The following is a 21,755-nucleotide window of genomic DNA, read 5'->3' as shown; positions in this document are numbered from 1 at the left end:
TGCAAAAGGTCATTTGTGTTCTGTTTTTCTCGCATGTTGATAATTTAATTGTTTTTATTTTGTTTTTTTAACTAAAAAAACCGAATTATCTACTCCGAGTGACTGAACTCACGATTTCCCCCGTAGAAGCCTGTGTGCCACAGCGCCGTCGATCTCGCCAGACAGGGCGAGGCGCGGCATCTGCTGACTGATTTCGCGATTTCGGAGAAAAATATGAGTAACGCGACCGCTTTGTTGAAAAAACTGACTTTCGCCGTGACCTGTGGACTGGCTGCCAGCACGGCGGCCATGGCCGATGAGCCCATTCGCATCGGCGCCCTGGCCACCTTGTCCGGTGCGATGACCCTGCCCGAATCATCCGCTGCGGCGCGCGCGGTGTTCGACCGGGTCAATGCGCAGGGCGGCATCCAGGGCCGCAAGATCGAATACATGGTCCAGGACGACAAGGGCGAGGCAGGCGCCACGGCGCAGGCGGGGCGGGAGCTGGTGGACTCCAATAACGTCGTCGCCTTCGCCGGCTCGGCGAGCCTGCAGGATTGCGTGGTGAACGCCAACCTGTACAAGCAGCGCGGCGTACTTTCCATTCCCGGTGTCGCCGGAGAGTTCTCCTGCTACAAGCAGAAGCCTTTCGCTCCGGTCAGCGTCGGTCCGGCCCGTGGCACCGTGGCCACCCTGTTTTTCGCTTCGGAGGTATTGAAGAAAGAAAAGGTCTGCACCTTCCTGCTGGGCATTCCGGCTCATGCGGCTGGCAACCAGTGGGCGATCAAGCAGTACCAGGGCTTGATCGGCAAGCAGGTCGCATTGCTCGACACCAGTGTGCTGCCCAACGATGACATGACGCCGCACGTGTTGCGGGCCAAGTCTGCCGGTTGCGATGCGATCATTTTCTCCGGGGCCGAGCAGATGGACCTCGCCTGGCTCAAAGCCATGGAAATGCAGGGCATGACCGACACCACCGTGGTGTTCATGACCCCGGCCTACACCTCGGGCTTTGCCAGGGCGGCAGCCGGCTTCAAGGGTGAGGTGTATGCCAACTCCGAATACGAGCCGTTCCTGGGCGACAGCCACGTGCTGGACGACTGGCGCACCCTGATGACCGAAGCGAAGGTCGCCCATTCCTCGTTCGCCCAGGGCGGATACCTGTCGGCCACCTTGATGGTCGAGGCACTCAAGCGTGTCGAAGGGCCGATCACTCGGGAAAGCCTGACTGAAACCCTGCGTGCGGCCACCGGCAACAACGCCATGGCCAACCCGATGATGGGGCAGCCGCTGGACTTCGGCCTGGACGCCGATCACGTCAAGTCGTCCGCGACCAAGTTCGTCAAGCTCGAAAACGGCAGTTGGACCACGGTGACTCCGGACTTCGTGCGTATCGCGGCGAACTGAGCCAGGCGCGAGCCGGCTGATCTTCAGGTGGAGTCAGGATATGTTCGAGACCGTTGTTTCAGGGTTGGTCATCGGGGCGGCATACGCTTCCCTTGGCCTTTGCGTCACGCTGCTGGCGCGGATGGGCGGTGTGGTCAACTTTGCCCAGACCGCTATCGGCCTGCTTGGCAGCTATGTGGTGCTGGTGCTGTGCGATCTACAGGTGCCGGTCTGGGTGGCGGCCTCCATCGGTGTGCTGGTCGGTGGCCTGGTTGGAGCGTTTTCGGGCGTGATCATGGCGCGCTGGTTCAAGGATGCCGATGTGGGTGTGCGCTCGTCGGCAGCGATTGCGCTGATGATCGGCTACCTGTCGATTGGCACGCGTATCTTCGGTGACCGCCCGCGGCCATCGCCACCGCTGTTCGACGGGCCGGGCATCAGCCTCGGCGGGGTGTACGTCAGCAACGGACTGCTGGTGTCGCTGGCCGTGTCGATACTGCTGGCGGTGGCGTTGAATCGCTACATCAACCGCAGTCACACGGGTATCAAGCTGCAGGCTTTCGCCGCCAAGCCGGTGACGGCCGAGCTGATCGGCATTCCGTCGAGCCGCCTGACCGTGCTGATCTGGTCCATGGCCGGCTGCATCTCGGCCCTGGCGATGCTGATCATCATGGCGTCCTCGGCGCGCAACGCGAACTACATCTCCCTCAGCCTGTTGATCATCCCGGCGCTGTGCGCGGCGTTGATCGGCGCGTTCAGCAGTTTCTACACGACCCTGCTGGGCGGGCTGCTGCTGGGGATATTCGAGGCTGCGGCACTGTCCTGGTCGTCGACCGCGCCCTATGCACAGACGATCTACCTGCCGGTGATCGTCCTCATTCTCTGCTGGACCAAACGCAAGGATAAATGGGATGGCCAACGTGCTTAAGCGTTACGGGCTCGGTGGCGATCTGTTGCTGATCGCCCTGGCACTCATCTGCCCCTGGGTTGCGCCGTACTACGCCTTTCTGTTCACCTCGGTGATCATCACTGCGCTGCTTTGCCTGAGCATCGGCGTGACGACCGAGCGGGCCGGCATCATTTCCTTGTGCCAGGTCGGCATCAGTGGCGTCGGGGCCTGGGTGGCGATGTGGATCAGCGTACACCTGCCGCAGACGCCAGTGCTGCTGACGCTGTTGCTCGGTGGCCTGGCGGCGTCTCTGGTCGGTTTGCTGATCGTGCTGCCGACGCTGCGCGTACGCGGCATCAACCTGGCGATCATCACCCTGGCCTTCGCCCTGGCGATCAACATCGTACTGACCCGCGTCGAATTTCCCGGTGCGCTGGAGGGCGACAGCTTCGAGCGGCCCGACTGGATCGGCACGGACACGCGGCTGTTGTGGTTCGCCATCGCCCTGGCGATCGCCATTGGCCGCCTGGTGGTCTGGATCGAGCAGCGCCCACTTGGCGCAGGCTGGTTCGCCGCCCGTTACAGCGAGCGGGCCGCCGCATCGCTGGGCATCAATGTGGCGGTGGGCAAGCTGCTGGCCTTCATGCTCGGTGGCTTCATCGCCGGGGTTTCCGGCGTGCTGCTGGTGTTGCAACTGGGCAGTGTGACGTCGAACAACTTCGAACCCATCGCCTCGCTGATTCTGTTCGCGTTGGCCATTCTCGCGCGCTCGCGTTTCCTCAGCGGAGCATTGGTCGCCGGGCTGCTCACCTGGTTCACGCCCCAGGCACTGACGGCGTTGGGGCTGGGGGAATGGAAGGACATTGCCAACCTGATCTTCGCCATCGGCGCGATCTATGCGCTGTCTGGGCATGGCAAAGGGCTGTTTCCACGCAGTGATCTACAGCCAGGCAGCGTGGCCCGGGGCGAGCCGTTGCAGGCAGATCAGACCCAGGCAACGAGCAAGGCTGCCAGCCTGGATCTGAATGCCGTGACCTTGAAGTACGGCGCGGTGGTCGCTCTGGATAACGTTTCGTTCTCGCTCAAGCCAGGCAAGGTCACCGGGCTGGTCGGCCCCAATGGTGCGGGCAAGTCGTCGCTGGTGGATGTCATCAGTGGCTTCGCGCCGATTCAGGGCGGCCAGATTCTCCTGGGTGGCCATGAGATCGGTGCGCTGTCCGCCAGTGCACGGGCTCGTCGAGGGCTGCGTCGCACCTTCCAGCAAGGGCGCGCAGTGCCGGAGCTGACCATTCGTCAATACGTGCGCCTGGCCAGTCTCGGGCAATACGATGCCGCGTTGCTGGACAGCATCCTGATGACCTTGTCCTGCCCACCGGCCGATGCCTACATCGGTTTGCTGGATGTCGGCACGCGGCGTCTGGTGGAGATCGCCGCGGCGCTGATGTCCAGGCCTGGCCTGCTGTTGCTGGATGAGCCGGCCGCCGGCATGAGCGCCCTCGAATCGGACAACCTGGCCGAGGTGATCCGGCGCTTGCCCGAGCTGTTTGGCTGCACGGTGCTGCTGATCGAGCATGACATCGCACTGATTCGCTCGGTGTGCAGCGAGCTGATCGTTCTCGAGTTCGGCAAGGTACTGGCACGCGGCGCGGTCGACACCACCCTGGCCGATCCGCGCGTGGTCGAAGCCTATCTGGGAGCAGCATGATGAAAGGTATCGAACTGAGAAACCTGCAGGTCGAGCGTAGCGGGGCGGTGATCATTGGTGACCTGTCGTTCGACATTCCCAGTGGTGAGATCACGGTGTTGCTGGGGCCCAACGGTGGTGGCAAGAGCACCTTGCTCGATGCCATCTGCGGGGTGATTCCGGTCAGCCGTGGCAGCATCAGCCTCGACGGCCTGGCCGTTCAGGAGCTGTCACGGCTGGAGCGGGTCAAGGCCGGGATCAGCTATGTCGAACAGGGGCGCCAGGTGTTTTCTCACCTATCGGTGGAACATAACCTGCGAGCGGCCTGCGCCAACCGTGAGCAGGCCGACCGTGCGATGGAGCGCAGCCTGGAAGTCTTCCCGGAGTTGCGTAAACGCCTCAACACGGCGGCGGGCATGCTGTCGGGCGGCGAGCAGCAGATGATCGTCATCGCCCGGTCGATGATTCGCGACCCGAAGGTGATGCTCATCGACGAGCTGTCGCTCGGTCTGGCGCCCATCGTGGTCAGTCGTTTCCTGCCGCTGCTCGAACGGCTCAAGCACAGCGGCATGGCGATCCTGCTGGTCGAGCAGTACGCCACCGCAGCGCTGGCGATTGGCGACCAGGCGGTGATTCTGGTCCATGGCGCCTGCGCGCTGAGCGAAGGTTGTGCGGCGTTGCGTGCCGACCCGCAGCGTTTGCATCAGGCCTATCTGGGAGCGCAGAGCGCCTAGGCCGTTTCCCGAGTAACCCAACACCCATAACGACAAGCCTGTTCTGCAACAGGCGACGGATGCTGCTTTGCGTTTTTTTCGAGGCTTGTCCTCGAACTGCCATGAACAACACATGACAACGTTCATAGGAGTGGCACATGTTTCGGTTCGAGTGTCTTTTCACCCGTATCAAATGCGTTGGGGTCATCGGCATGCTTCCCGTATTCGCCCAGGCGGCGTATCTGGATGACAGCCATCTGACCCTGGATATGAAGAATTTCTATCTGGATCGCAACTACACCAAGTCCGATGCCGCCGTGGCGGACGAAGGCAGCTGGTCGCAGGGCTTCGATCTGCAATTCATTTCTGGCTACACCGAAGGCCCCTTGCAGTTCGGCCTGGATGTGGACGTGCAATACGCCTTCACGCTCGACGCCCACGGTGACGATGGTTCGTTGCCGCTGGATCGCAACGGTGACGCGGTGGACAACTACAGCCGTGCCGGGGCAACGGCCAAGATCCGCTATGCGAAGACCGAACTCAAGGTCGGCGACATGCGCCCGCGCTTGCCCGTCGCCTGGGATGATGACAGCCGCCAACTGGATACCATCTATCAGGGCGCGGTGCTGGAGTCGCGCGACATCGACGGTCTGGTGTTGACCGGCGGGCGCTTCTGGTCGGTGGTGACGCGCGAGTCTGCCAACCACGAGAAGCTCTATCGCTATCGCACCAGCGACGACCTGGACAGCGATGGCCTCAACTTCGTCGGCGCCACCTACAGCGTGACCCCGCAGCTCGATCTGTCCTACTTCTACGGCGTGGTCGAGGACATCTACCAGCAACACTACGTCGGCCTGAAGCACACCCAGGAACTGGGCGCTGGCTACACGTTGCTCACCGACCTGCGCTACTTCAATAACAACGAAGAGGGCGATGCGCTGACCGGTGCCATCGACAACCGCACCTACGGGGCGATGTTCACCCTGCTCAAGGGCGGGCACAAAGTCGGTCTGAGCTATCAGCGGGTGCTGGGCGACACGGTCTTTCCTACGCTCAATGGCTATATCCCGCAGCCTTATCTGGTGCACTGGAACAACGTGCCTTTCATCCTGCCGCAGGAGCGCTCCTGGGGCGTGCGCTATCAGTACGACTTCAGCGCAATCGGCATTCAGGGGTTGATCTTCGGCACCAGCTACACCCACGGCAGCGACATCGATCTGGGCGTCGGCATGGACGACGGTACGGAGAGCGAGCGGGATTTTCGCCTGGCTTACACCCTGCAGAACGGGCCGCTGAAAGGGCTCAGCTTCGATTACCGCAATATCACGGTGAAATCGAAGTACGTCTCGGATTGGGATGAAAACCGTTTGATCACCAGCTACAGCTGGAAATTCTGGTAACCAAAACTGCGTTGCCAGAGCCCGTGGTTCTGGCGTCGTGATCGTGCCGGCCATGCCTTCGTTCGCGAGGCATGGCCGGTGTCTCATCGAGGTGCGGGTAATGAAAGACGAGTACGACTACATCGTGATTGGCGCTGGCTCGGCCGGCTGCGTCGTGGCTTCTCAACTGATCCGGCAGAAGGCCGGCACGGTTCTGCTGCTGGAGGCGGGCGGGCACGACAAGAGCCTGTTCCATGTCATGCCGGGCGGTGGTCTCAAGGTATTCCAGAGCAAGTCCTGGCCTTACATGACCACGCCGCAGAAGCAGGCGAACGGGCGTGAGCTGTTGATCGCCCAGGGCAAGGTGCTGGGTGGCAGCAGTTCGGTCAACGGCATGATCTACATTCGCGGCCAGCGCCAGGACTACGACGACTGGGTCGAGAAATGGGGCTGTCCGGGATGGGGCTACGATGACGTGCTGCCGTTTTTCAAGCAGGCGGAAAGCAATGAAAGCCTGGCCGGCGAATACCATGGCCAGGAAGGCTTGCTCAAGGTCAGCGAGAACCGCTACCGCCACCCACTGACCATGGCCTTCGTACGTGCCGGCCAGGAGTACGGGCTGGACTATGTGAACGATTTCAACGGTGCCTCGCAGCAGGGCGTCGGCTATTACCAGACCACCACCTTCAATGGCACGCGGGGCAGTACCTCACGTACCTACCTGGCGGCAGTGCGTGACAACCCGAATATCGAGGTGGTGACCGAGGCCTTGGTACACAAGGTGGTGATCGATGGCGAACGGGCGACTGGTGTGGTCTTCAGCATCGGCGATGGCGCCGCACAGACGGTTCGTTGCCGCCAGGAGGTGGTGGTCAGTGCCGGCGCCTTCGGCAGCCCCAAGGTGCTCATGCTGTCAGGTATAGGACCGCGAGAGCATCTGCAAGCGCTGGGTATCGAGGTCAAAGCCGATCTGCCGGTCGGAGAGAACTTCCATGACCATCTGCACGTTTCGCTGAACGCCAGCATTCGCGGCAGCAATAGCCTGTTCGGCGAGGACAAGGGGCTCAAGGCGCTGCGTCATGGCATCCAGTGGCTGGCGTTCCGTACTGGTGTGCTCACCTCCAACGTGCTCGAAGGTGGTGCCTTCGTCGACACCGTGAGGCAGGGGCGCCCGGATGTCCAACTGCACTTCTTGCCGGTGCTCGACAACTTCGATAACACACCGGGCGAGAAGGCCGCTGCCGATGCTCATGGCATCAGCATCAAGGTTGGCCACTTGCAGCCCAAGTCCCGTGGCCAGGTGCGTTTGCGCAGTGCGGACCCACAGGCGCTGGTCGAGATCGACGCCAACTTCCTCGACCATCCCGATGATCTCGCCGGTCATGTCCGCGCCGTGCAACTGGGGCTGAAGATGCTGCGCATGCCGGCCTTGCAACGACTGATCAAGGCGGTCACGGTGCCGGAACGTATCGATATCGATGACCTGCCCGCCCTGGAGGCTTTCGTGCGGCGCGATATCAAGACCGTGTACCACCCTGGCGGCACCTGCCGCATTGGCGTCGACCCGGCGACCTCGGTCACCGATCTTTCATTGCGCGTACATGGCATTCCCAACTTGCGCGTCGTCGACTTGTCGATCTGCCCGCAGGTGCCTAGCGGCAATACCAATGCCGTTGCGGTGATGATCGGCGAGAGAGGGGCACAGTTCATCCTGGCCGCCAAGGCAGCGTCTGTACGAACCGCTGTTTGACCTTGAGCAAAGGACGCCTGTTGGCTTCGGCGGGCGCCCTGTCGTCAGATCGCTGATAGGCTGAGCAGCGGGCCGCTCAGGTAGGCCATGCTCGATGTACAGATACTCGCACGCGGTTGGCTGAGCGATCAGACCCGGCCAGCGGCCATCCTTCGTCCCGGACTAACCTGGTGTTCGTCAAATACCGATGTTCTGCTGATTTTGCCAAGGCAATGATGGCGGCATTGATGTGTTTGGAGATCACCATGGAAACGATACTCGCGCTGGCCGTGTTCTTTCTCGCAGGGATGGTCAAGGGTGTGCTGGGTATGGGCTTGCCGACCATCGCGGTGGGCCTTCTGGTGCTGCTGATGACGCCGGTCGAGGCTGCAGCACTATTGTTGCTGCCATCGCTGGTGACCAACCTCTGGCAACTGTTCGCCGGGCCTGCAATCGGGCCGCTGGCAAGGCGCTTGTGGCCGATGATGCTGTGTATCTTCTGCGGCACCCTGGTCACCGTGCCATTCCTGGCTGACTCGGCCAGCGGCTGGGTACCTGCCGCCCTGGGCGCCTGCCTGTTCGTCTATGGCATGCTCGGCCTGGGTTCGTTTCGCCCTCCGCAGCCGGGGCGTCGTGAAGGGATCTTCTCGCTGCTCGTCGGCAGCATCACAGGGCTGATCACCGGGGCCACTGGCGTGTTCGTGATTCCGGCGGTGCCTTACTTGCAGGCCTTGGGCCTGGGCAAGGAACTGCTGATCCAGGCGCTGGGGCTGTCGTTCACCGTCTCGACCCTCGCACTGGGCATCGGCCTGTACTTCAACGGCGGGCTGGAGTTCGGCAACATCGGCTTGTCCTGCGTGATGCTGATTCCGGCCATCGCCGGCTTGCAGGCAGGCCAGTGGATTCGCCATGGTCTCGATGAAACCATGTTTCGCCGCCTGTTCTTCGTCGGCCTGCTGCTCCTGGGAGGGCACCTGTTGGTCGCGGCGATGCTCTGATCGTCTAGTCTGTGCACACGGATCCTCGGAGGGTGGCATGCAACGACTGATCAAGAGCGGATGGATGGTAGCGCTGTTCTGGTGCCTGTCGGCTGTTGCCCAGGAGCCCGCTCCCGAGGGCCTGGCAGGCACCCAGGTGTACATCGTCCATGGCTACGGCGCCGGGGCGGACGATCACTGGTTTCCCTGGCTGCGCAAGAAACTCGAGGCACAGGGCGCGACTGTGCATGGGCTGTCCATGCCTCGTTCCACTGCTCCGCAGGTCGCTGACTGGGATCGTTACCTTGACCAGCAGTTGGCCCGGCACGACTCGCGCATGTTGATTGTCGCCCACAGCCTCGGTTGCATCGCTGTGCTGCGCCATCTGAGCCGGCTGCCAACCGACGAGCGGATCGGTGGTGTAGTGCTGGTATCCGGGTTCGCCGAGCGGTTGCCGAGCCTGCCTCAGCTCAATCCCTTCGTCATCGATGGTTTCGACCCCGCCAGGGTGATCGCGGTAGCACCGCGGCGTACGGTGATCGCCGCGCGCGACGATTACATCGTGCCCTATGCGCTGAGCGCCAAGCTCAGCCAGCAACTGAAAGCGCAACTGTTGAGCCTCGATCACGGTGGGCACCTGATGGAGGCCGATGGCTTCAGAACGTTGCCGGTCGTCTACCGGCAGATCGTCGAGATGGGAACGGCAGCTCGAAGCGGGAAGTAAGCGCTTGACGCGTCATGCCGTGAGGGCGCTTCCAGCTACAGGTACAATCACGCCCCAATCCGATTTCGAGGTAGATGGCGTGGAGGGACGGCAGGGCTTCGTGCTCACCCGGCACTGGCACGATAGCGAGGCCGGTACGCAGGTCGAGTTCTGGCTGGCGACCGATGCCGGCCCGCAGCGCGTGCGCGTTCCTGTACAGACTTCTGTGGCGTTCATTCCCAGCGCGCAGCGTGAGCGTGCTGAGGGGCTGCTCGAGGGCGAGCGTGATGTGCAGTTGCGTCCACTGGAACTGCGCGATTTCCAGCACCGCCCGGTGCTCGGCCTCTACTGCCGCAGCCACCGGCAACTGATCCAACTGGACAAACACCTGCGGGCGGCGGGCGTCGATGTCTACGAGGCGGATATCCGCCCGCCGGAGCGGTTCCTCATGGAGCGCTTCATCACCGCGCCGGTGAGCTTCAGCGGCACGCTGGATGGCGACGGTACGCTGCTCGACACGCAGATGCGTCCGCACGACAGCTACCGTCCACGTCTGAAGCTGGTGTCGCTGGATATCGAGACCAGTGAGCGCGGTTCGTTGTACTCCATCGCCCTGGAAGGCTGTGGCCAGCGCCAGGTGTACATGCTTGGCCCAGGCAACGGCGATGCCGAGTCGCTGGACTTCGAACTGGTCTATTGCGACGACCAGGCGCAATTGCTCGAATGCCTGAATGACTGGCTGCAGTTGCATGACCCGGACGCGATCATCGGCTGGAACCTGGTGCAGTTCGACCTGCGCGTGTTGCAGGAGCATGCCAAGCGCCTCAAGGTGCCACTGCGCCTCGGCCGTGGCGGCGACGAAATGAGTTGGCGCGAGCACGGCAGCCGCAGCCATTTCTTCGCCGAGGCGGCGGGGCGGCTGATCATCGACGGTATCGAGGCGCTGCGTTCGGCGACCTGGAGTTTCCCCTCGTTCAGCCTGGAGAACGTCGCCCAGACCCTGCTCGGCGAAGGCAAGGACATCAGCACGCCGTACCAGCGCATGGACGAGATCAACCGCATGTTCGCCGAGGACAAGCCGGCCCTGGCCCGCTACAACCTCAAGGACTGCGAACTGGTGACGCGTATCTTCGCCAAGACCGAGCTGCTCGACTTCCTGCTGGAGCGGGCGTCGGTCACGGGCTTGGCCGCGGATCGCAGCGGCGGCTCGGTGGCGGCGTTCACCCACCTGTACCTGCCGCCCATGCATCGCCAGGGCTTCGTCGCGCCGAACCTGGGCGAAAAGGTGCCCGAGGCCAGCCCCGGCGGTTTCGTCATGGATTCCCGGCCAGGGCTCTACGAGTCGGTGCTGGTGCTGGACTACAAGAGCCTGTATCCGTCGATCATCCGTACCTTCCTGATCGACCCGCTGGGCCTGATCGAAGGCTTGCGCCAGCCGGACGATGAGCACTCGGTGGAAGGTTTTCGTGGCGCCCGGTTTTCCCGCACCCAGCATTGCCTGCCGGCCATCGTCGAGCGGGTCTGGGAAGGGCGCGAGACGGCCAAGCGTGACGGCAACAAGCCGTTGTCCCAGGCTTTGAAGATCATCATGAACGCCTTCTACGGCGTGCTCGGCTCCAGCGGTTGCCGATTCTTCGACACGCGCCTGGCGTCGTCCATCACCTTGCGTGGGCATGCGATCATGCGCCAGACCCGCGAGCTGATCGAGGCTGAAGGTCATCGTGTGATCTACGGCGACACCGATTCTACCTTCGTCTGGCTGGGCCGGGCGCATGACGAGGACGAGGCGGCCAGCATCGGCCGGGCGCTGGTGCAAAAGGTCAATGGCTGGTGGCGCGATCACCTGCGCAACGAACTGGGCTTGGAGAGTGCCCTGGAGCTGCAGTTCGAAACCCATTTCCGACGCTTCCTGATGCCGACCATCCGTGGGGCGGAGGAGGGCAGCAAGAAACGCTATGCCGGCTTGGTGCGCCGTGCCGGCGGGCAGGACGAGATGGTCTTCAAGGGCCTGGAAACCGTGCGTACCGATTGGTCGCCCCTGGCCCAGCGCTTCCAGCAGGAGCTGTACGAACGGATTTTCCAGCGCCAGCCCTATCGGGATTACGTGCGCGAATACGTGCGCCAGACCCTGGCCGGCGAATTGGATGAGTTGCTGATCTACCGCAAGCGCCTGCGCCGTCGCCTCGACGATTACCAGCGTAATGTGCCGCCCCATGTACGGGCGGCGCGCCTGGCCGACGAATTCAATGTGCGCGAGGGGCGCCCGACGCAATACCAGCGTGGGGGAACGATCAGCTACGTGATCACCGTCGCCGGGCCACAGCCGCTGGAGGCACGCCATGCGGCCGTCGACTACGAGCACTACCTGAGCCGGCAACTGGCGCCTGTCGCGGATGCGATCCTGCCGTTCGTGAACGACGACTTTGCCTCGTTGATCGACCAGCAGATGACATTGTTCTGATATCAACCGGCATAACGGCTTACAGATCCATAGCCAAATGCTTACACGCGATGGTCATGGTTGGCTCTGGTTCTCAATTACCTCCCTGGATATTCTGACCACCTCATCTGTTGCGCAGGATGCGCTTCAGGATCAAGGAGGATCGACCATCGCCAGGAGGCTCCCGACAGGATGTTGGATGGTCATGAATAAAAAACCCGCTTCGGCGGGTTTTTTGTTGGGTGCCAGAAAGTTTCCGTCGGAAAGTAGTGGCAAAAGGCCGCTGCCGAAGCTAGGGTCTGTCAGACGGCGTTATGCTCCGTTGCTGCTAGCCTGACAGGGAAGGTCTTTACGATCCCTTTCTTTCTGGTGCCTAAATGTCTCTTCGCAACCTGAACATCGCTCCCCGCGCGCTCCTCAGCTTTGCACTGGTGACCCTGTTGTTGATTCTGCTCGGCGTGTTCGCGCTGACGCGCCTGAGTGAGCTTTACAAGGCCGAGCAATCCATTGAAACCAATTGGCTGGTGAGCATCAGGGCTTCGGACCAGATGCAGAAGAACCTGTTGTCCATTCGTCTGGAGTCCTTGAGACTGCTGGCCGTCGATGAGACCGGCGGTAACCAGGATCGCGACAATGCCAGCATCCAGCAGTACCGCTCCGACTTCCAGAGGGGCTTGACGGATTACGAGCGCAATATGGTTACCAACGATCAGGAGCGCGCGATCGTGATGCGGGTCAGGGATTCCTTCCAGCGCTACGATTCCAACCTGTCGCAGACGCTGGAGTTGATACGCCAGAACCAATTGAGCGCGGCCCTGCAAATGGCCAATGACTCCTTGCGTAGTTTGGCGAAGCAAGTGGGGGTCGCGCTGGATGAACTGGCCGCCTTCAACCAGCAAGGCGTCAAGCAGGCCGGGGTGATCTCCAGCGATACGTACAGCCAAGGCCGCATTGGCATCATCGCCACCATACTTGTCGCCGTCGCGTTGACCATATTCCTCGCGTTGATGCTCACGCGCAGTATCGTCAGGCCGCTCAGTGAGTCGCTGACGCTCGCCGAGACCGTCTCTGCCGGCGATCTGACGCAACGTATCGTGGCGAACGGCAGCGACGAACCGGCTCGTTTGCAGGCCGCGCTGGCGATCATGCAGGGCAATCTCAATGAGGCGATTCGCAAGATTGGCGACTCCTCCGCTCAACTGGCCTCGGCAGCCGAGGAAATGGCGGCGGTCACCGAGGAAAGTACCCGTGGATTGCAGAGCCAGAACGCGGAGATCGAGCAGGCTGCGACGGCGGTCAATGAGATGAGCGCCGCCGTCGAAGAGGTTTCACGCAACGCCATTGGCGCTTCGGATGCGGCGCGTGGTTCGAACGAGGCGGCGTTGAATGGCAACCGCCATGTGGCGCAGACCATCGAAGCGATTCGTCGTCTCTCAGGCCGGGTCGACGATGCGGCTGGCCAGGTCCAGGGGCTGGCCGCTCAGTCACGCGATATCAGCAAGGTGCTGGACGTGATCCGTACCATTGCCGAGCAGACCAACCTGCTGGCGCTCAACGCCGCCATCGAGGCCGCGCGGGCTGGCGAGCAGGGGCGCGGTTTTGCCGTGGTCGCGGACGAAGTGCGTGCCTTGGCCCACCGCACATCGACTTCGACCCAGGAAATCGAGCAGATGATCGCCGCCATCCAGAGCGGCACCGACAATGTGGTCCAGGCCATGAGCCGCAGCAGCGAGGAGGCGGGCAATACGCTCAAGCTGGCTGACGATGCGGGTCATGCGCTGGCGCATATCGTCGAGGCGATCAGCGAGATCAATGATCGCAACCAACAGATTGCCGCCGCTTCGGAGCAGCAGGCCCACGTGGCACGCGAGGTGGATCGCAACCTGGTGAGCATCCGCGATCTGTCGATGCAAAGCTCGGCCGGGGCGAGCCAGACGGCTACGGCATGCAATGAACTGGCACGCCTGGCTGGAGACCTGAGTAGTCTGGTGGCGCGCTTCAAGGTCTGACGCTGGCATTCGCGAGTGGCGGCAAGGGGCTTGCCACCACTCGTATCAGCAGCAGTCGCCCCAGTGCTTTTTCTTCGACGTGTGGCCGATGCCAGGATTCAAGGCATTGCTTGGGTCCAGTTCACGATAGAACTTGGCCAGGCCCGGCTTGGCGATGTACAGGTGGCCGACGTTGTGTTCCGCGGGGTATTCGGCGCGGCGCGCGTCGAGCAGGTCCCACATGCGATGTTCCATATCCAGCGGGTCTACACCTTTGCGCACGATGTAGTCCTGATGGAACACGTGGCAGAAGAAGTGGCCGTAGTAGAGCTTGTGGATGATCTGGCCTTCCATTTCCGCCGGCAGCGTCTCGACCCAGTCGCGGTCGTTGCGGCGTAGGGCGATGTCCAGGGCGACGATATCTTCCACGCTGCTGCGATGCGCTTCGCGGTAACGGATCGCCGCGCCGGCGATGGCGAAACGGTGCAGGAACGCCTTGCGCCCTTCCTCGGCATCGCACTCGAAGAACGCCCCGCTGTCGCGCCCGCCGAAGTACTCGCCGAGGAACGCACGGGCCTGCTCCAGGCTGTCGTTGGACACCCGTACCAGCAGGTGATGCTCGTAACGGTCGCGGTAGTCGCGCATGCGTTGCGGCAGGTGGCTGGGCAGCAGGTTCATCAGCACCTGGATCACCCGGTCACTGACGCCACGCAGGCCGAGGCGCTCGAAGAATCCATCGACGCGACTCTTCAGGGCGAAGGCCGCCGGGACCTTGGCGGTGCCGAACCGGTCGATCACCAGGAAGGTGTCCTTGCCGTATTTCTCGCCGATGTCGAAGGCCGTGCGATGGATGTACTCACCGGCGATGGGCAGGCTCGGCAAGTGAGTCAGCAAGTGGCGGCGCACTTCGGTGAGGTCGTGCGGATCGTTGCTGCCGATGTAGAACACCGAGCTGGGTTCCTTGGCGTAGGTGTCCAGGCGCACCGCGAACAGGCATAGCTTGCCGGCCGAGCCGGAGGCTTCGAACAGGCGCGTGGGGTCGGCGTTGAAGCGTGCCGGGGTGTCGGCGTCGACATCGCGAACATGCTCGCCATAGCGTGCGTCCGACGCCTTGCCGGTGCCTTCGTTGCGTACCTGCTGCGGACCGTAGTCGCCCTTCTGCAGGCGGGTGAGGATTTCTTCCGGGCTGTCGCCCAGCTCGATCCCCAGGTGGTTGACCAGCTCCAGCGAGCCGTCTTCCTTCACCTGGGCGTAAAGCGCCAGTTCGGTGTAGGCCGGGCCGCGGCGTACCAGCGCGCCACCGGAGTTGTTGCAGACTCCGCCGAGTACCGATGCGCCGATGCAGGACGAGCCGATCACCGAATGCGGTTCGCGGCCCAACGGGGCCAGCGCCTGTTCCAGGCGGTCGAGGGTGGCGCCGGGCAGGCAGACCACTTGATGGCCATCGTTGATCAACTGCACGCCGGTTATACGCAAGGTGCTGACCAGCACGATCTCGCGGTCGTAATCGTTGCCGTCCGGGGTGGAACCACCGGTCAGGCCGGTGTTGGCGGCCTGCATGATGACGATGCGATCAGCCGCGACCGCTGCTTGCAGCACGCGCCATTGTTCGAGCAGGGTGGCGGGGCGGACCACGGCCAGCACTGCGCCTTCACCCGTGCGATGGCCCTTGCGGAAGCGCCGGGTACTTTGCTCATCGGTGAGCACATGGTCGTTGCCCACCACTTCGCGCAGGGTCGACAGCAAGGCGTCACGGCTGATCGAGGTCATGCGCGCAACTCCCGGACCAGGGAGTCGGCGCTGATCTCGGCGATGGACTTGGCACCGGTCAGGACCATGGCCACGCGCATTTCCTTCTCGATCAGGTCGAGCAGGTTGCTCACGCCGGCACCGCCAGCAGCGGCCAGGGCATAGACGAAGGCGCGGCCGAGCATCAACGTGTCGGCGCCGAGGGCGATCATGCGCACCACGTCGAGGCCGTTGCGGATACCGGAGTCGGCGAGGATCTTCAGTTCGCCCTTCACCGCGTCGGCGATGGCGGGCAGGGCGCGGGCACTGGACAGCACGCCGTCGAGCTGGCGGCCGCCGTGATTGGACACGACGATGCCATCGGCACCGAACTTCACCGCGTCACGTGCGTCCTCGGGGTCGAGGATGCCCTTGATCACCATCGGGCCGTCCCAGAACTCGCGAATCCACTCCAGGTCCTTCCAGGAAATCGACGGGTCGAAGTTGGCGCCGAGCCAGCCGATGTAGTCGGCGAGGCCGGTCGGGTTGCCACGGTAGGCGGAGATGTTGCCCAGGTCATGGGGCTTGCCGAGCAGGCCCACGTCCCAGGCCCAGGCCGGATGGGTAAAGGCTTGCAGCATGCGACGCAGGGGGGCGTTCGGGCCGCTCATGCCGGAGTGGGCATCGCGGTAGCGAGCACCCGGGGTGGGCATGTCGACGGTGAACACCAGGGTGGTCACGCCGGCGGCCTTGGCCCGTTCCAGGGCGTTCTTCATGAAACCGCGATCTTTCAGCACATAAAGCTGGAACCACATCGGCCGGTCGATCGCCGGGGCGACTTCCTCGATCGGGCAGACCGACACGGTGGAGAGGGTGAACGGAATGCCTTTGGCCGCTGCGGCCTTGGCCGCTTGCACTTCACCGCGCCGGGCATACATCCCGGTCAGGCCCACTGGCGCCAATGCCACTGGCATGGCCAGGGTTTCATTGAACAGCTTGGTCTCCAGGCTCAGCTCGGACATGTTCTTCAGCACGCGTTGGCGCAGGGCGATGCTGGCCAGGTCTTCGACGTTGCGCTTGAGCGTGTATTCGGCGTAGGCGCCACCGTCGATGTAATGGAACAGGAACGGTGGCAGGCGGCGCTGGGCAGCGGCACGGTAATCGGTCGAGGCGGAGATGATCATGGCAGTCTCATCCGTTTGAGAAAAATGGAGCCAAACATGTGTCAGACGGATTTCGCGAGCTAGAGCGAGACAAGGCAGAAATGGCCGAGGGCGCACAGGGTAAATGAGCAGCCCGAGGCCATTTCTAACGCCGTATCGCCGGCGCGCAGCAAATCCGAGCTGCCTTAGTGCACCAGCATACCGGTCAGCCAATAGGCCTGGACCAGTGTGATCAGGCCGACGAAGGCGGCGAAGATCAGGCTGTGCTTGAGGGTGAAGCGGAACAGGTCGGACTCCTTGCCGACCATGCCGGTGGCGGCGCAGGCCACGGCGATGGATTGCGGCGAGATCATCTTGCCGGTCACGCCGCCACTGGTATTGGCGGCGACCAGCAGGGTGTCGTTGACGCCGATCTGGTGCGCGGTGGTGGCTTGCAGCGAGCTGAACAGGGCGTTGGACGAGGTATCCGAACCGGTCAGGAACACGCCCAGCCAGCCGAGGAACGGCGAGAAGAACGGGAACAGTGCGCCAGTGCCGGCCAGGACCAGTGCCAGGGTGCTGGACATGCCCGAGTAGTTGGTGACGAAGGCGAATGCCAGGACCATGCCGATGGACAGGATCGGCCATTTCAGTTCGACCAGGGTTTCCTTGAAGGTGGTCAGACCAATTTTTGCGCCGATGCGCAGGACCAGCATGGAAACCAGGGCCGACAGGAAAATCGCGGTGCCGGTGGCAGAGATCGGGTCCAGCTTGAAGACAGCCGGCATGGCGGTCGGGTTGGTCACGATCGGTGCGACCTTGGTCACCAGTTGGTCCAGGTGCGGAATCGCGAAGTTGAACACCGTGCCGTACATGGCGCCGCCGGCTGCGAAGGCTGCCTTGAATGGCTTCAGGGTCCAGATCGTCACCAGCACGGTAAGGATCAGGAACGGCGACCAGGCCAGGAAAATCTGGCCGAAGCTGTAGCTCGACGGCTCGGTTTTACCCTTGGCGCCTTTCGGCTGCCAGACTTTCAGGAACAGTGCCAGGCAGATCAGGCTGACCAGGGCCGAGGTGATATCCGGCAGTTCCGGGCCGATGAAGTTGGAGGTGAAGTACTGGGTCACGGCGAAGCTGCCACCGGCAACCAGCGCGGCAGGCCAGGTTTCCTTGATCCCACGCCAGCCATCCATCATCGCCACCAGCCAGAACGGCACGATGATCGACAGCAACGGCAACTGGCGGCCCGTCATGGCGCCGATCTTGAACGCGTCGATGCCCGTGACCTGGCCAGCGACGATGATCGGGATGCCCAAGGCACCGAAGGCAACCGGCGCGGTGTTGGCGATCAGGCAAAGCCCGGCCGCGTACAGCGGGTTGAAGCCTAGACCGACCAGCAGAGCAGCGGTAATCGCGACTGGGGCGCCGAAACCGGCGGCACCTTCGAGGAATGCGCCGAACGAGAAACCGATCAGCAGCACTTGCAGGCGCTGGTCGCCGGTGATCGACAGGACCGAGCTACGAATGACCTCGAACTGTCCGCTTTTTACCGTCAGCTTATAGAGGAACACCGCGGCGACGATGATCCAGGCTATGGGCCACAGGCCATAGGCGAAGCCGTATCCGGCCGCTGCGAATGCCATATCGGCCGGCATGCCGAAGGCAAAGATGGCGACGATCAGCGATAACGCGAGGGTGATGGAACCTGCTACGTGGCCCTTGAGACGGAACACGGCCAGGGCCAGAAAGAAAAATATGATCGGAACGAGTGCGGCGAGCGCGGACAGGCCCAGGCTGCCGAGGGGGGCATAGATTTGTTGCCAGGTTTGCATGTTGGGGTGGCTCCCTAATTGTTTTGGTGTGCCTGGCCCTTGCTATGTCGCGATGCTTTTGGCGGCACGACACGCCTGGACCGGGTTGGCGCTATGTTGTCGCCATAATTGGTAATACCAATTTACAAGATCGACGGCAAAGGTTAAAAGTTGATCACGTCGCCTGTCAAATCCGCGTGCTACGACTTTGGTCGCACCGCGCGGGGCGTGGCTTTGCTTGTCCTGGACGGCCAGGGTGGTTAGTCTCGCGCCGCAATCTGAATGGCAGGTTGTTGAAAAACGACCTGCGCTGGCTGCCGTCGTTAAAACAGCCTGCGAGTAACGGTCTTCTTGAGGATGGTAAGCGCTATGAGTTTTGGCCAGGTACGACAACGCCGTCTGTCTGACGACATCGTCAGCCAGTTGGAGTCGATGATCCTGGAGGGTTCGCTGAAGTCCGGCGAACGACTTCCTGCCGAGCGTGTGCTGGCGGAGCAGTTCGGGGTTTCACGCCCGTCGCTGCGTGAGGCGATCCAGAAGCTGGCTGCCAAAGGGTTGCTGATCAGTCGCCAGGGAGGCGGCAACTATGTGGCGTCCGAACTGGGGGCGACATTCAGCGATCCGTTGCTGCACCTGCTGGAAAGCAACTCCGATGCGCAGCGCGACCTCCTTGAGTTCCGCCATACCCTGGAAGGCTCGTGCGCCTACTATGCGGCGTTGCGTGCGACGGATGCGGATCAGCAGCGCTTGCGCGAAGCCTATGAGGAGTTGCAGCGGTGCTATGCGCCTGGCTCGACGGCGAGTCGGGCTGAGGAGGGGGCGGCCGACGCGCGCTTTCACCTGGCGATTGCCGAAGCGAGTCACAATGCCGTGCTGCTGCACACCATCCGTGGCCTTTTCGATCTGCTCAAGCGCAATGTCGTGACCAATATCGGTGGTATGTACGCCTTGCGCGGAGAGACCCGTGACATGCTCACCGAGCAGCATCGTGCATTGTATGAGGCGATCATGACGGGGCGTGCCGAAGAGGCGCGGGTACTTTCCAACCAGCACATCGACTACGTTCGAGAGGTACTGGCGGACGTGTCGCAACGGGAACAGCGGGAGCGGCGTGCGCAACGGCGAACAAGGCAGCCATAAGCCTCGAGCCAGAACGGAGTCTGGTAGAGGCTCATGCTCTCTATTCAGTCGTCCTTGCCTTTGGTGCGCATGGCTCGCTGGACTTCGCGGTCGGCATCGCGCTCTTTCTCCGAGTGACGCTTGTCGAAGTCCTTCTTGCCTTTGGCGAGCGAGATCTCGCACTTGACCAGATGCTGCTTCCAGTAGAGCGACAAGGCTACGCAGGTGTAGCCCTTTTGCTGGACGCTGCCGAACAGTTTGTCGAGCTCGCGTTTGTGCAACAGCAGCTTTCTGGTGCGGATCGGATCGGCGATGACGTGGGTGCTGGCGGTTTTCAGGGGCGTGATGTGGCACCCCATCAGCCAGGCTTCGTCGTCCTTGAGCAGCACGTAGCTGTCCACCAGTTGCGCTTTGCCGGCGCGCAGGCTTTTCACTTCCCAGCCGGACAGGGCGATGCCGGCCTCGAACTTGTGCTCGATGAAGTAGTCGTGGAGCGCTTTCTTGTTAAGCGCGATGGTCCCGGAGGGATGTTTCTTCTGTTTGGCCATAGGCCGCGCATTATAGGGATTCGTCAGCTCGCTGGCGACTGCTGCGCTTGAGAGGAAAAGGGGAATTCCGCACAATGCCGGCTTTGCTACACGGCACCGGCCTCGATTCCGCTGACGTGACGTTTCTATTAAGCGAGGGCTGATGAGCACCCGAATCCAACGATCGGCATTACTGCCCTATCCGGCGCAGGCGCTGTATGACCTGGTCAATGACGTGGCGAGCTACCCGCAGTTCTTGCCATGGTGTTCCGACTCGCAAGTGCTGGAAGTCAGTGATGTGCAGATGCGGGCGAGCCTGACCGTGGCCAAGGGCGGCATCAGCCAGCGGTTCATGACCTGCAACCGTTTGGTCGCTGGTCGTGCCATCGAAATGCAGTTGGAGGAAGGACCTTTCAGCCATCTCAACGGGCTCTGGGATTTCAAGCCATTGGGCGAGAAAGCCTGCAAGATCAGCCTTGACCTGACCTTCGACTATGCCGGTCCACTGGTCAAGGCAACGCTGGGGCCGCTGTTCAATCAGGCCGCCAATACGCTGGTCGATGCGTTCTGTCAGAGAGCGAAGCAGCTATATGGCTGAGGACTCGATCAAGGTCGAGGTCGCTTGTGCCTTGCCGGATCGACAGATACTTCTGTATCTGGAGGTTGCTCCAGGCACGACGATGCGCGCTGTGGTGATGAACTCGCCATTGGTTGGCCAGGTTCCGGAGCTCGACCTGGCGAATTGCCCGCTAGGCATTTTTGGCAAGCACATCGATGACGCTGAATCGAGGCTGGTGCAGGATGGCGACAGGGTCGAGGTCTATCGCCCTCTGGTCGCCGATCCCAAGGAAGTGCGCAAGCGTCGCGCAGCGCAAGCTGCCGCGAAGTCCGCAGGTGGCTGAAGACTATTCGGAAGAATTGCTGCCCTGAAATAAAGAATCCGATGCTCAGAAGCGTCGGATTTTTTATTTCAAGGCAATGCCCCCTATTACTGAGGGCTTTGCTCCAGCGGCTCGGGTACCGGTACCGGTACTGGCTCCGCCGAGTCGACATCACGCTGGATCTGTTCCAGCAGCGAACCTGGCTTGGCCGGTTCGTCCTTGTTGTCGTCCTGTTTCTGCGGCTGTTCGGGCTGGACGCTGCTGGTGCCGTTTTCACCCATGATCGCCTGATCGCGGCTGACACCCGGCATGAAGTCGCCGCCGAGGGCAACCAACTGGTCACTGTCGTTGAAGGTCAGGCTGACGCGTTCCTGGTAGCGTTGGCGGCCGCCAGGCTGGATGCTGTAGAGATAATCCCAGCGTTTGGCATGGAACGTGTCGGTAATCAGCGGGTTCCCCATGATAAACCTTACTTGGCGTCGGGTCATTCCCGGTTTCAACTGGTCTATCATATCCTGCGTCACGACATTGCCCTGCTGAATGTCGATTTTATAAACCCCGGGGAATGAACAACCGGCGAGTGCGAACAGGCCCACAAGGGTGAGACTGGACAGCATGAGCTTGGCGTTTTGCATCGGTGGGTGACTTCCACTATCTTGGCTGGGCAAAGAAACCCCGAT

18 protein-coding genes are annotated in these 21,755 nt (G+C 62.1%); 13 read left to right on the top strand and 5 right to left on the bottom strand.

Annotated elements, in window-relative coordinates:
* Positions 1 to 213: 213 nt before the first annotated feature.
* The 10 genes from ACSZPK_RS11765 to ACSZPK_RS11720 all read left to right on the top strand — a co-directional run bounded on the left by ACSZPK_RS11765 (position 214) and on the right by ACSZPK_RS11720 (position 13,888).
* Positions 214 to 1,386: an ABC transporter substrate-binding protein gene (locus ACSZPK_RS11765; RefSeq protein ID WP_437881644.1), complete on the top strand. Its 1,173-nt coding sequence runs from the start codon at positions 214 to 216 to the stop codon at positions 1,384 to 1,386.
* A 40-nt stretch (positions 1,387 to 1,426) separates the two neighbouring features.
* A complete protein-coding gene (locus ACSZPK_RS11760; protein ID WP_437881643.1) occupies positions 1,427 to 2,293 on the top strand; it encodes a branched-chain amino acid ABC transporter permease in 867 nt (288 codons plus the stop codon).
* Positions 2,277 to 3,959 carry a branched-chain amino acid ABC transporter ATP-binding protein/permease gene (locus ACSZPK_RS11755; RefSeq protein WP_437881642.1) on the top strand — a complete coding sequence of 561 codons (1,683 nt, stop codon included), beginning with the start codon at positions 2,277 to 2,279 and terminating at the stop codon, positions 3,957 to 3,959. The genes ACSZPK_RS11760 and ACSZPK_RS11755 overlap by 17 nt, the downstream gene beginning before the upstream one ends.
* Complete coding sequence (locus ACSZPK_RS11750) at positions 3,959 to 4,672, top strand: ABC transporter ATP-binding protein (protein ID WP_437881641.1); 714 nt, start codon at positions 3,959 to 3,961, stop codon at positions 4,670 to 4,672. The genes ACSZPK_RS11755 and ACSZPK_RS11750 overlap by 1 nt, the downstream gene beginning before the upstream one ends.
* Before the next feature lie 137 nt (positions 4,673 to 4,809).
* Entirely contained in the window at positions 4,810 to 6,051 is a 1,242-nt protein-coding gene (locus ACSZPK_RS11745) for an OprD family porin (RefSeq protein ID WP_437881640.1), read from the top strand.
* Positions 6,052 to 6,151: 100 nt separating this feature from the next.
* Positions 6,152 to 7,780, top strand: coding sequence for a GMC family oxidoreductase (locus tag ACSZPK_RS11740; RefSeq protein WP_437881639.1), 1,629 nt, complete (start codon positions 6,152 to 6,154; stop codon positions 7,778 to 7,780).
* Between the two features lie 245 nt (positions 7,781 to 8,025).
* A complete protein-coding gene (locus ACSZPK_RS11735; protein WP_437881638.1) occupies positions 8,026 to 8,757 on the top strand; it encodes a sulfite exporter TauE/SafE family protein in 732 nt (243 codons plus the stop codon).
* A gap of 37 nt (positions 8,758 to 8,794) precedes the next feature.
* Positions 8,795 to 9,460, top strand: a complete 666-nt coding sequence (locus ACSZPK_RS11730) for an RBBP9/YdeN family alpha/beta hydrolase (protein ID WP_437881637.1) — start codon at positions 8,795 to 8,797, stop codon at positions 9,458 to 9,460.
* A 79-nt stretch (positions 9,461 to 9,539) separates the two neighbouring features.
* Positions 9,540 to 11,900 carry a DNA polymerase II gene (locus tag ACSZPK_RS11725; protein WP_437881636.1) on the top strand — a complete coding sequence of 787 codons (2,361 nt, stop codon included), beginning with the start codon at positions 9,540 to 9,542 and terminating at the stop codon, positions 11,898 to 11,900.
* A gap of 356 nt (positions 11,901 to 12,256) precedes the next feature.
* Positions 12,257 to 13,888 (top strand): methyl-accepting chemotaxis protein, encoded by a 1,632-nt coding sequence (locus ACSZPK_RS11720; RefSeq protein WP_437881635.1) that lies wholly within the window; start codon positions 12,257 to 12,259, stop codon positions 13,886 to 13,888.
* A gap of 45 nt (positions 13,889 to 13,933) precedes the next feature.
* Here ACSZPK_RS11720 and dld read toward each other — a convergent pair whose 3' ends face one another.
* From dld to ACSZPK_RS11705, 3 genes are all read right to left on the bottom strand, one after another.
* Positions 13,934 to 15,637: a D-lactate dehydrogenase gene (gene dld, locus ACSZPK_RS11715; protein WP_437881633.1), complete on the bottom strand. Its 1,704-nt coding sequence runs from the start codon at positions 15,635 to 15,637 to the stop codon at positions 13,934 to 13,936.
* Complete coding sequence (gene lldD, locus ACSZPK_RS11710; protein WP_437881632.1) at positions 15,634 to 16,779, bottom strand: FMN-dependent L-lactate dehydrogenase LldD; 1,146 nt, start codon at positions 16,777 to 16,779, stop codon at positions 15,634 to 15,636. Before lldD ends, dld begins: the two co-directional genes overlap by 4 nt.
* Before the next feature lie 164 nt (positions 16,780 to 16,943).
* Complete coding sequence (locus ACSZPK_RS11705) at positions 16,944 to 18,569, bottom strand: lactate permease LctP family transporter (protein ID WP_437881631.1); 1,626 nt, start codon at positions 18,567 to 18,569, stop codon at positions 16,944 to 16,946.
* 348 nt (positions 18,570 to 18,917) lie between these two features.
* Between ACSZPK_RS11705 and ACSZPK_RS11700 the strand changes: the two genes are divergently transcribed.
* Positions 18,918 to 19,688, top strand: coding sequence for an FCD domain-containing protein (locus ACSZPK_RS11700; protein WP_437881630.1), 771 nt, complete (start codon positions 18,918 to 18,920; stop codon positions 19,686 to 19,688).
* Between the two features lie 44 nt (positions 19,689 to 19,732).
* On the opposite strand, the gene smpB is transcribed toward ACSZPK_RS11700, so the two are convergent.
* Complete coding sequence (smpB, locus tag ACSZPK_RS11695) at positions 19,733 to 20,215, bottom strand: SsrA-binding protein SmpB (protein WP_437881629.1); 483 nt, start codon at positions 20,213 to 20,215, stop codon at positions 19,733 to 19,735.
* A gap of 142 nt (positions 20,216 to 20,357) precedes the next feature.
* Between smpB and ACSZPK_RS11690 the strand changes: the two genes are divergently transcribed.
* On the top strand, positions 20,358 to 20,792 hold the full coding sequence (locus ACSZPK_RS11690) for a type II toxin-antitoxin system RatA family toxin (RefSeq protein WP_437881628.1): 435 nt from the start codon (positions 20,358 to 20,360) through the stop codon (positions 20,790 to 20,792).
* Positions 20,785 to 21,096 carry an RnfH family protein gene (locus ACSZPK_RS11685; protein ID WP_437881627.1) on the top strand — a complete coding sequence of 104 codons (312 nt, stop codon included), beginning with the start codon at positions 20,785 to 20,787 and terminating at the stop codon, positions 21,094 to 21,096. The genes ACSZPK_RS11690 and ACSZPK_RS11685 overlap by 8 nt, the downstream gene beginning before the upstream one ends.
* An 86-nt stretch (positions 21,097 to 21,182) precedes the next feature.
* Here ACSZPK_RS11685 and ACSZPK_RS11680 read toward each other — a convergent pair whose 3' ends face one another.
* Positions 21,183 to 21,710, bottom strand: a complete 528-nt coding sequence (locus ACSZPK_RS11680; RefSeq protein ID WP_437881626.1) for an outer membrane protein assembly factor BamE — start codon at positions 21,708 to 21,710, stop codon at positions 21,183 to 21,185.
* Positions 21,711 to 21,755: the final 45 nt, after the last annotated feature.

The organism is Pseudomonas sp. LRF_L74, from assembly GCF_965644255.1.
In the GTDB taxonomy this organism is placed as follows: Bacteria; Pseudomonadota; Gammaproteobacteria; order Pseudomonadales; family Pseudomonadaceae; genus Aquipseudomonas.
This window is presented reverse-complemented; position numbering and strand designations above follow the sequence as displayed.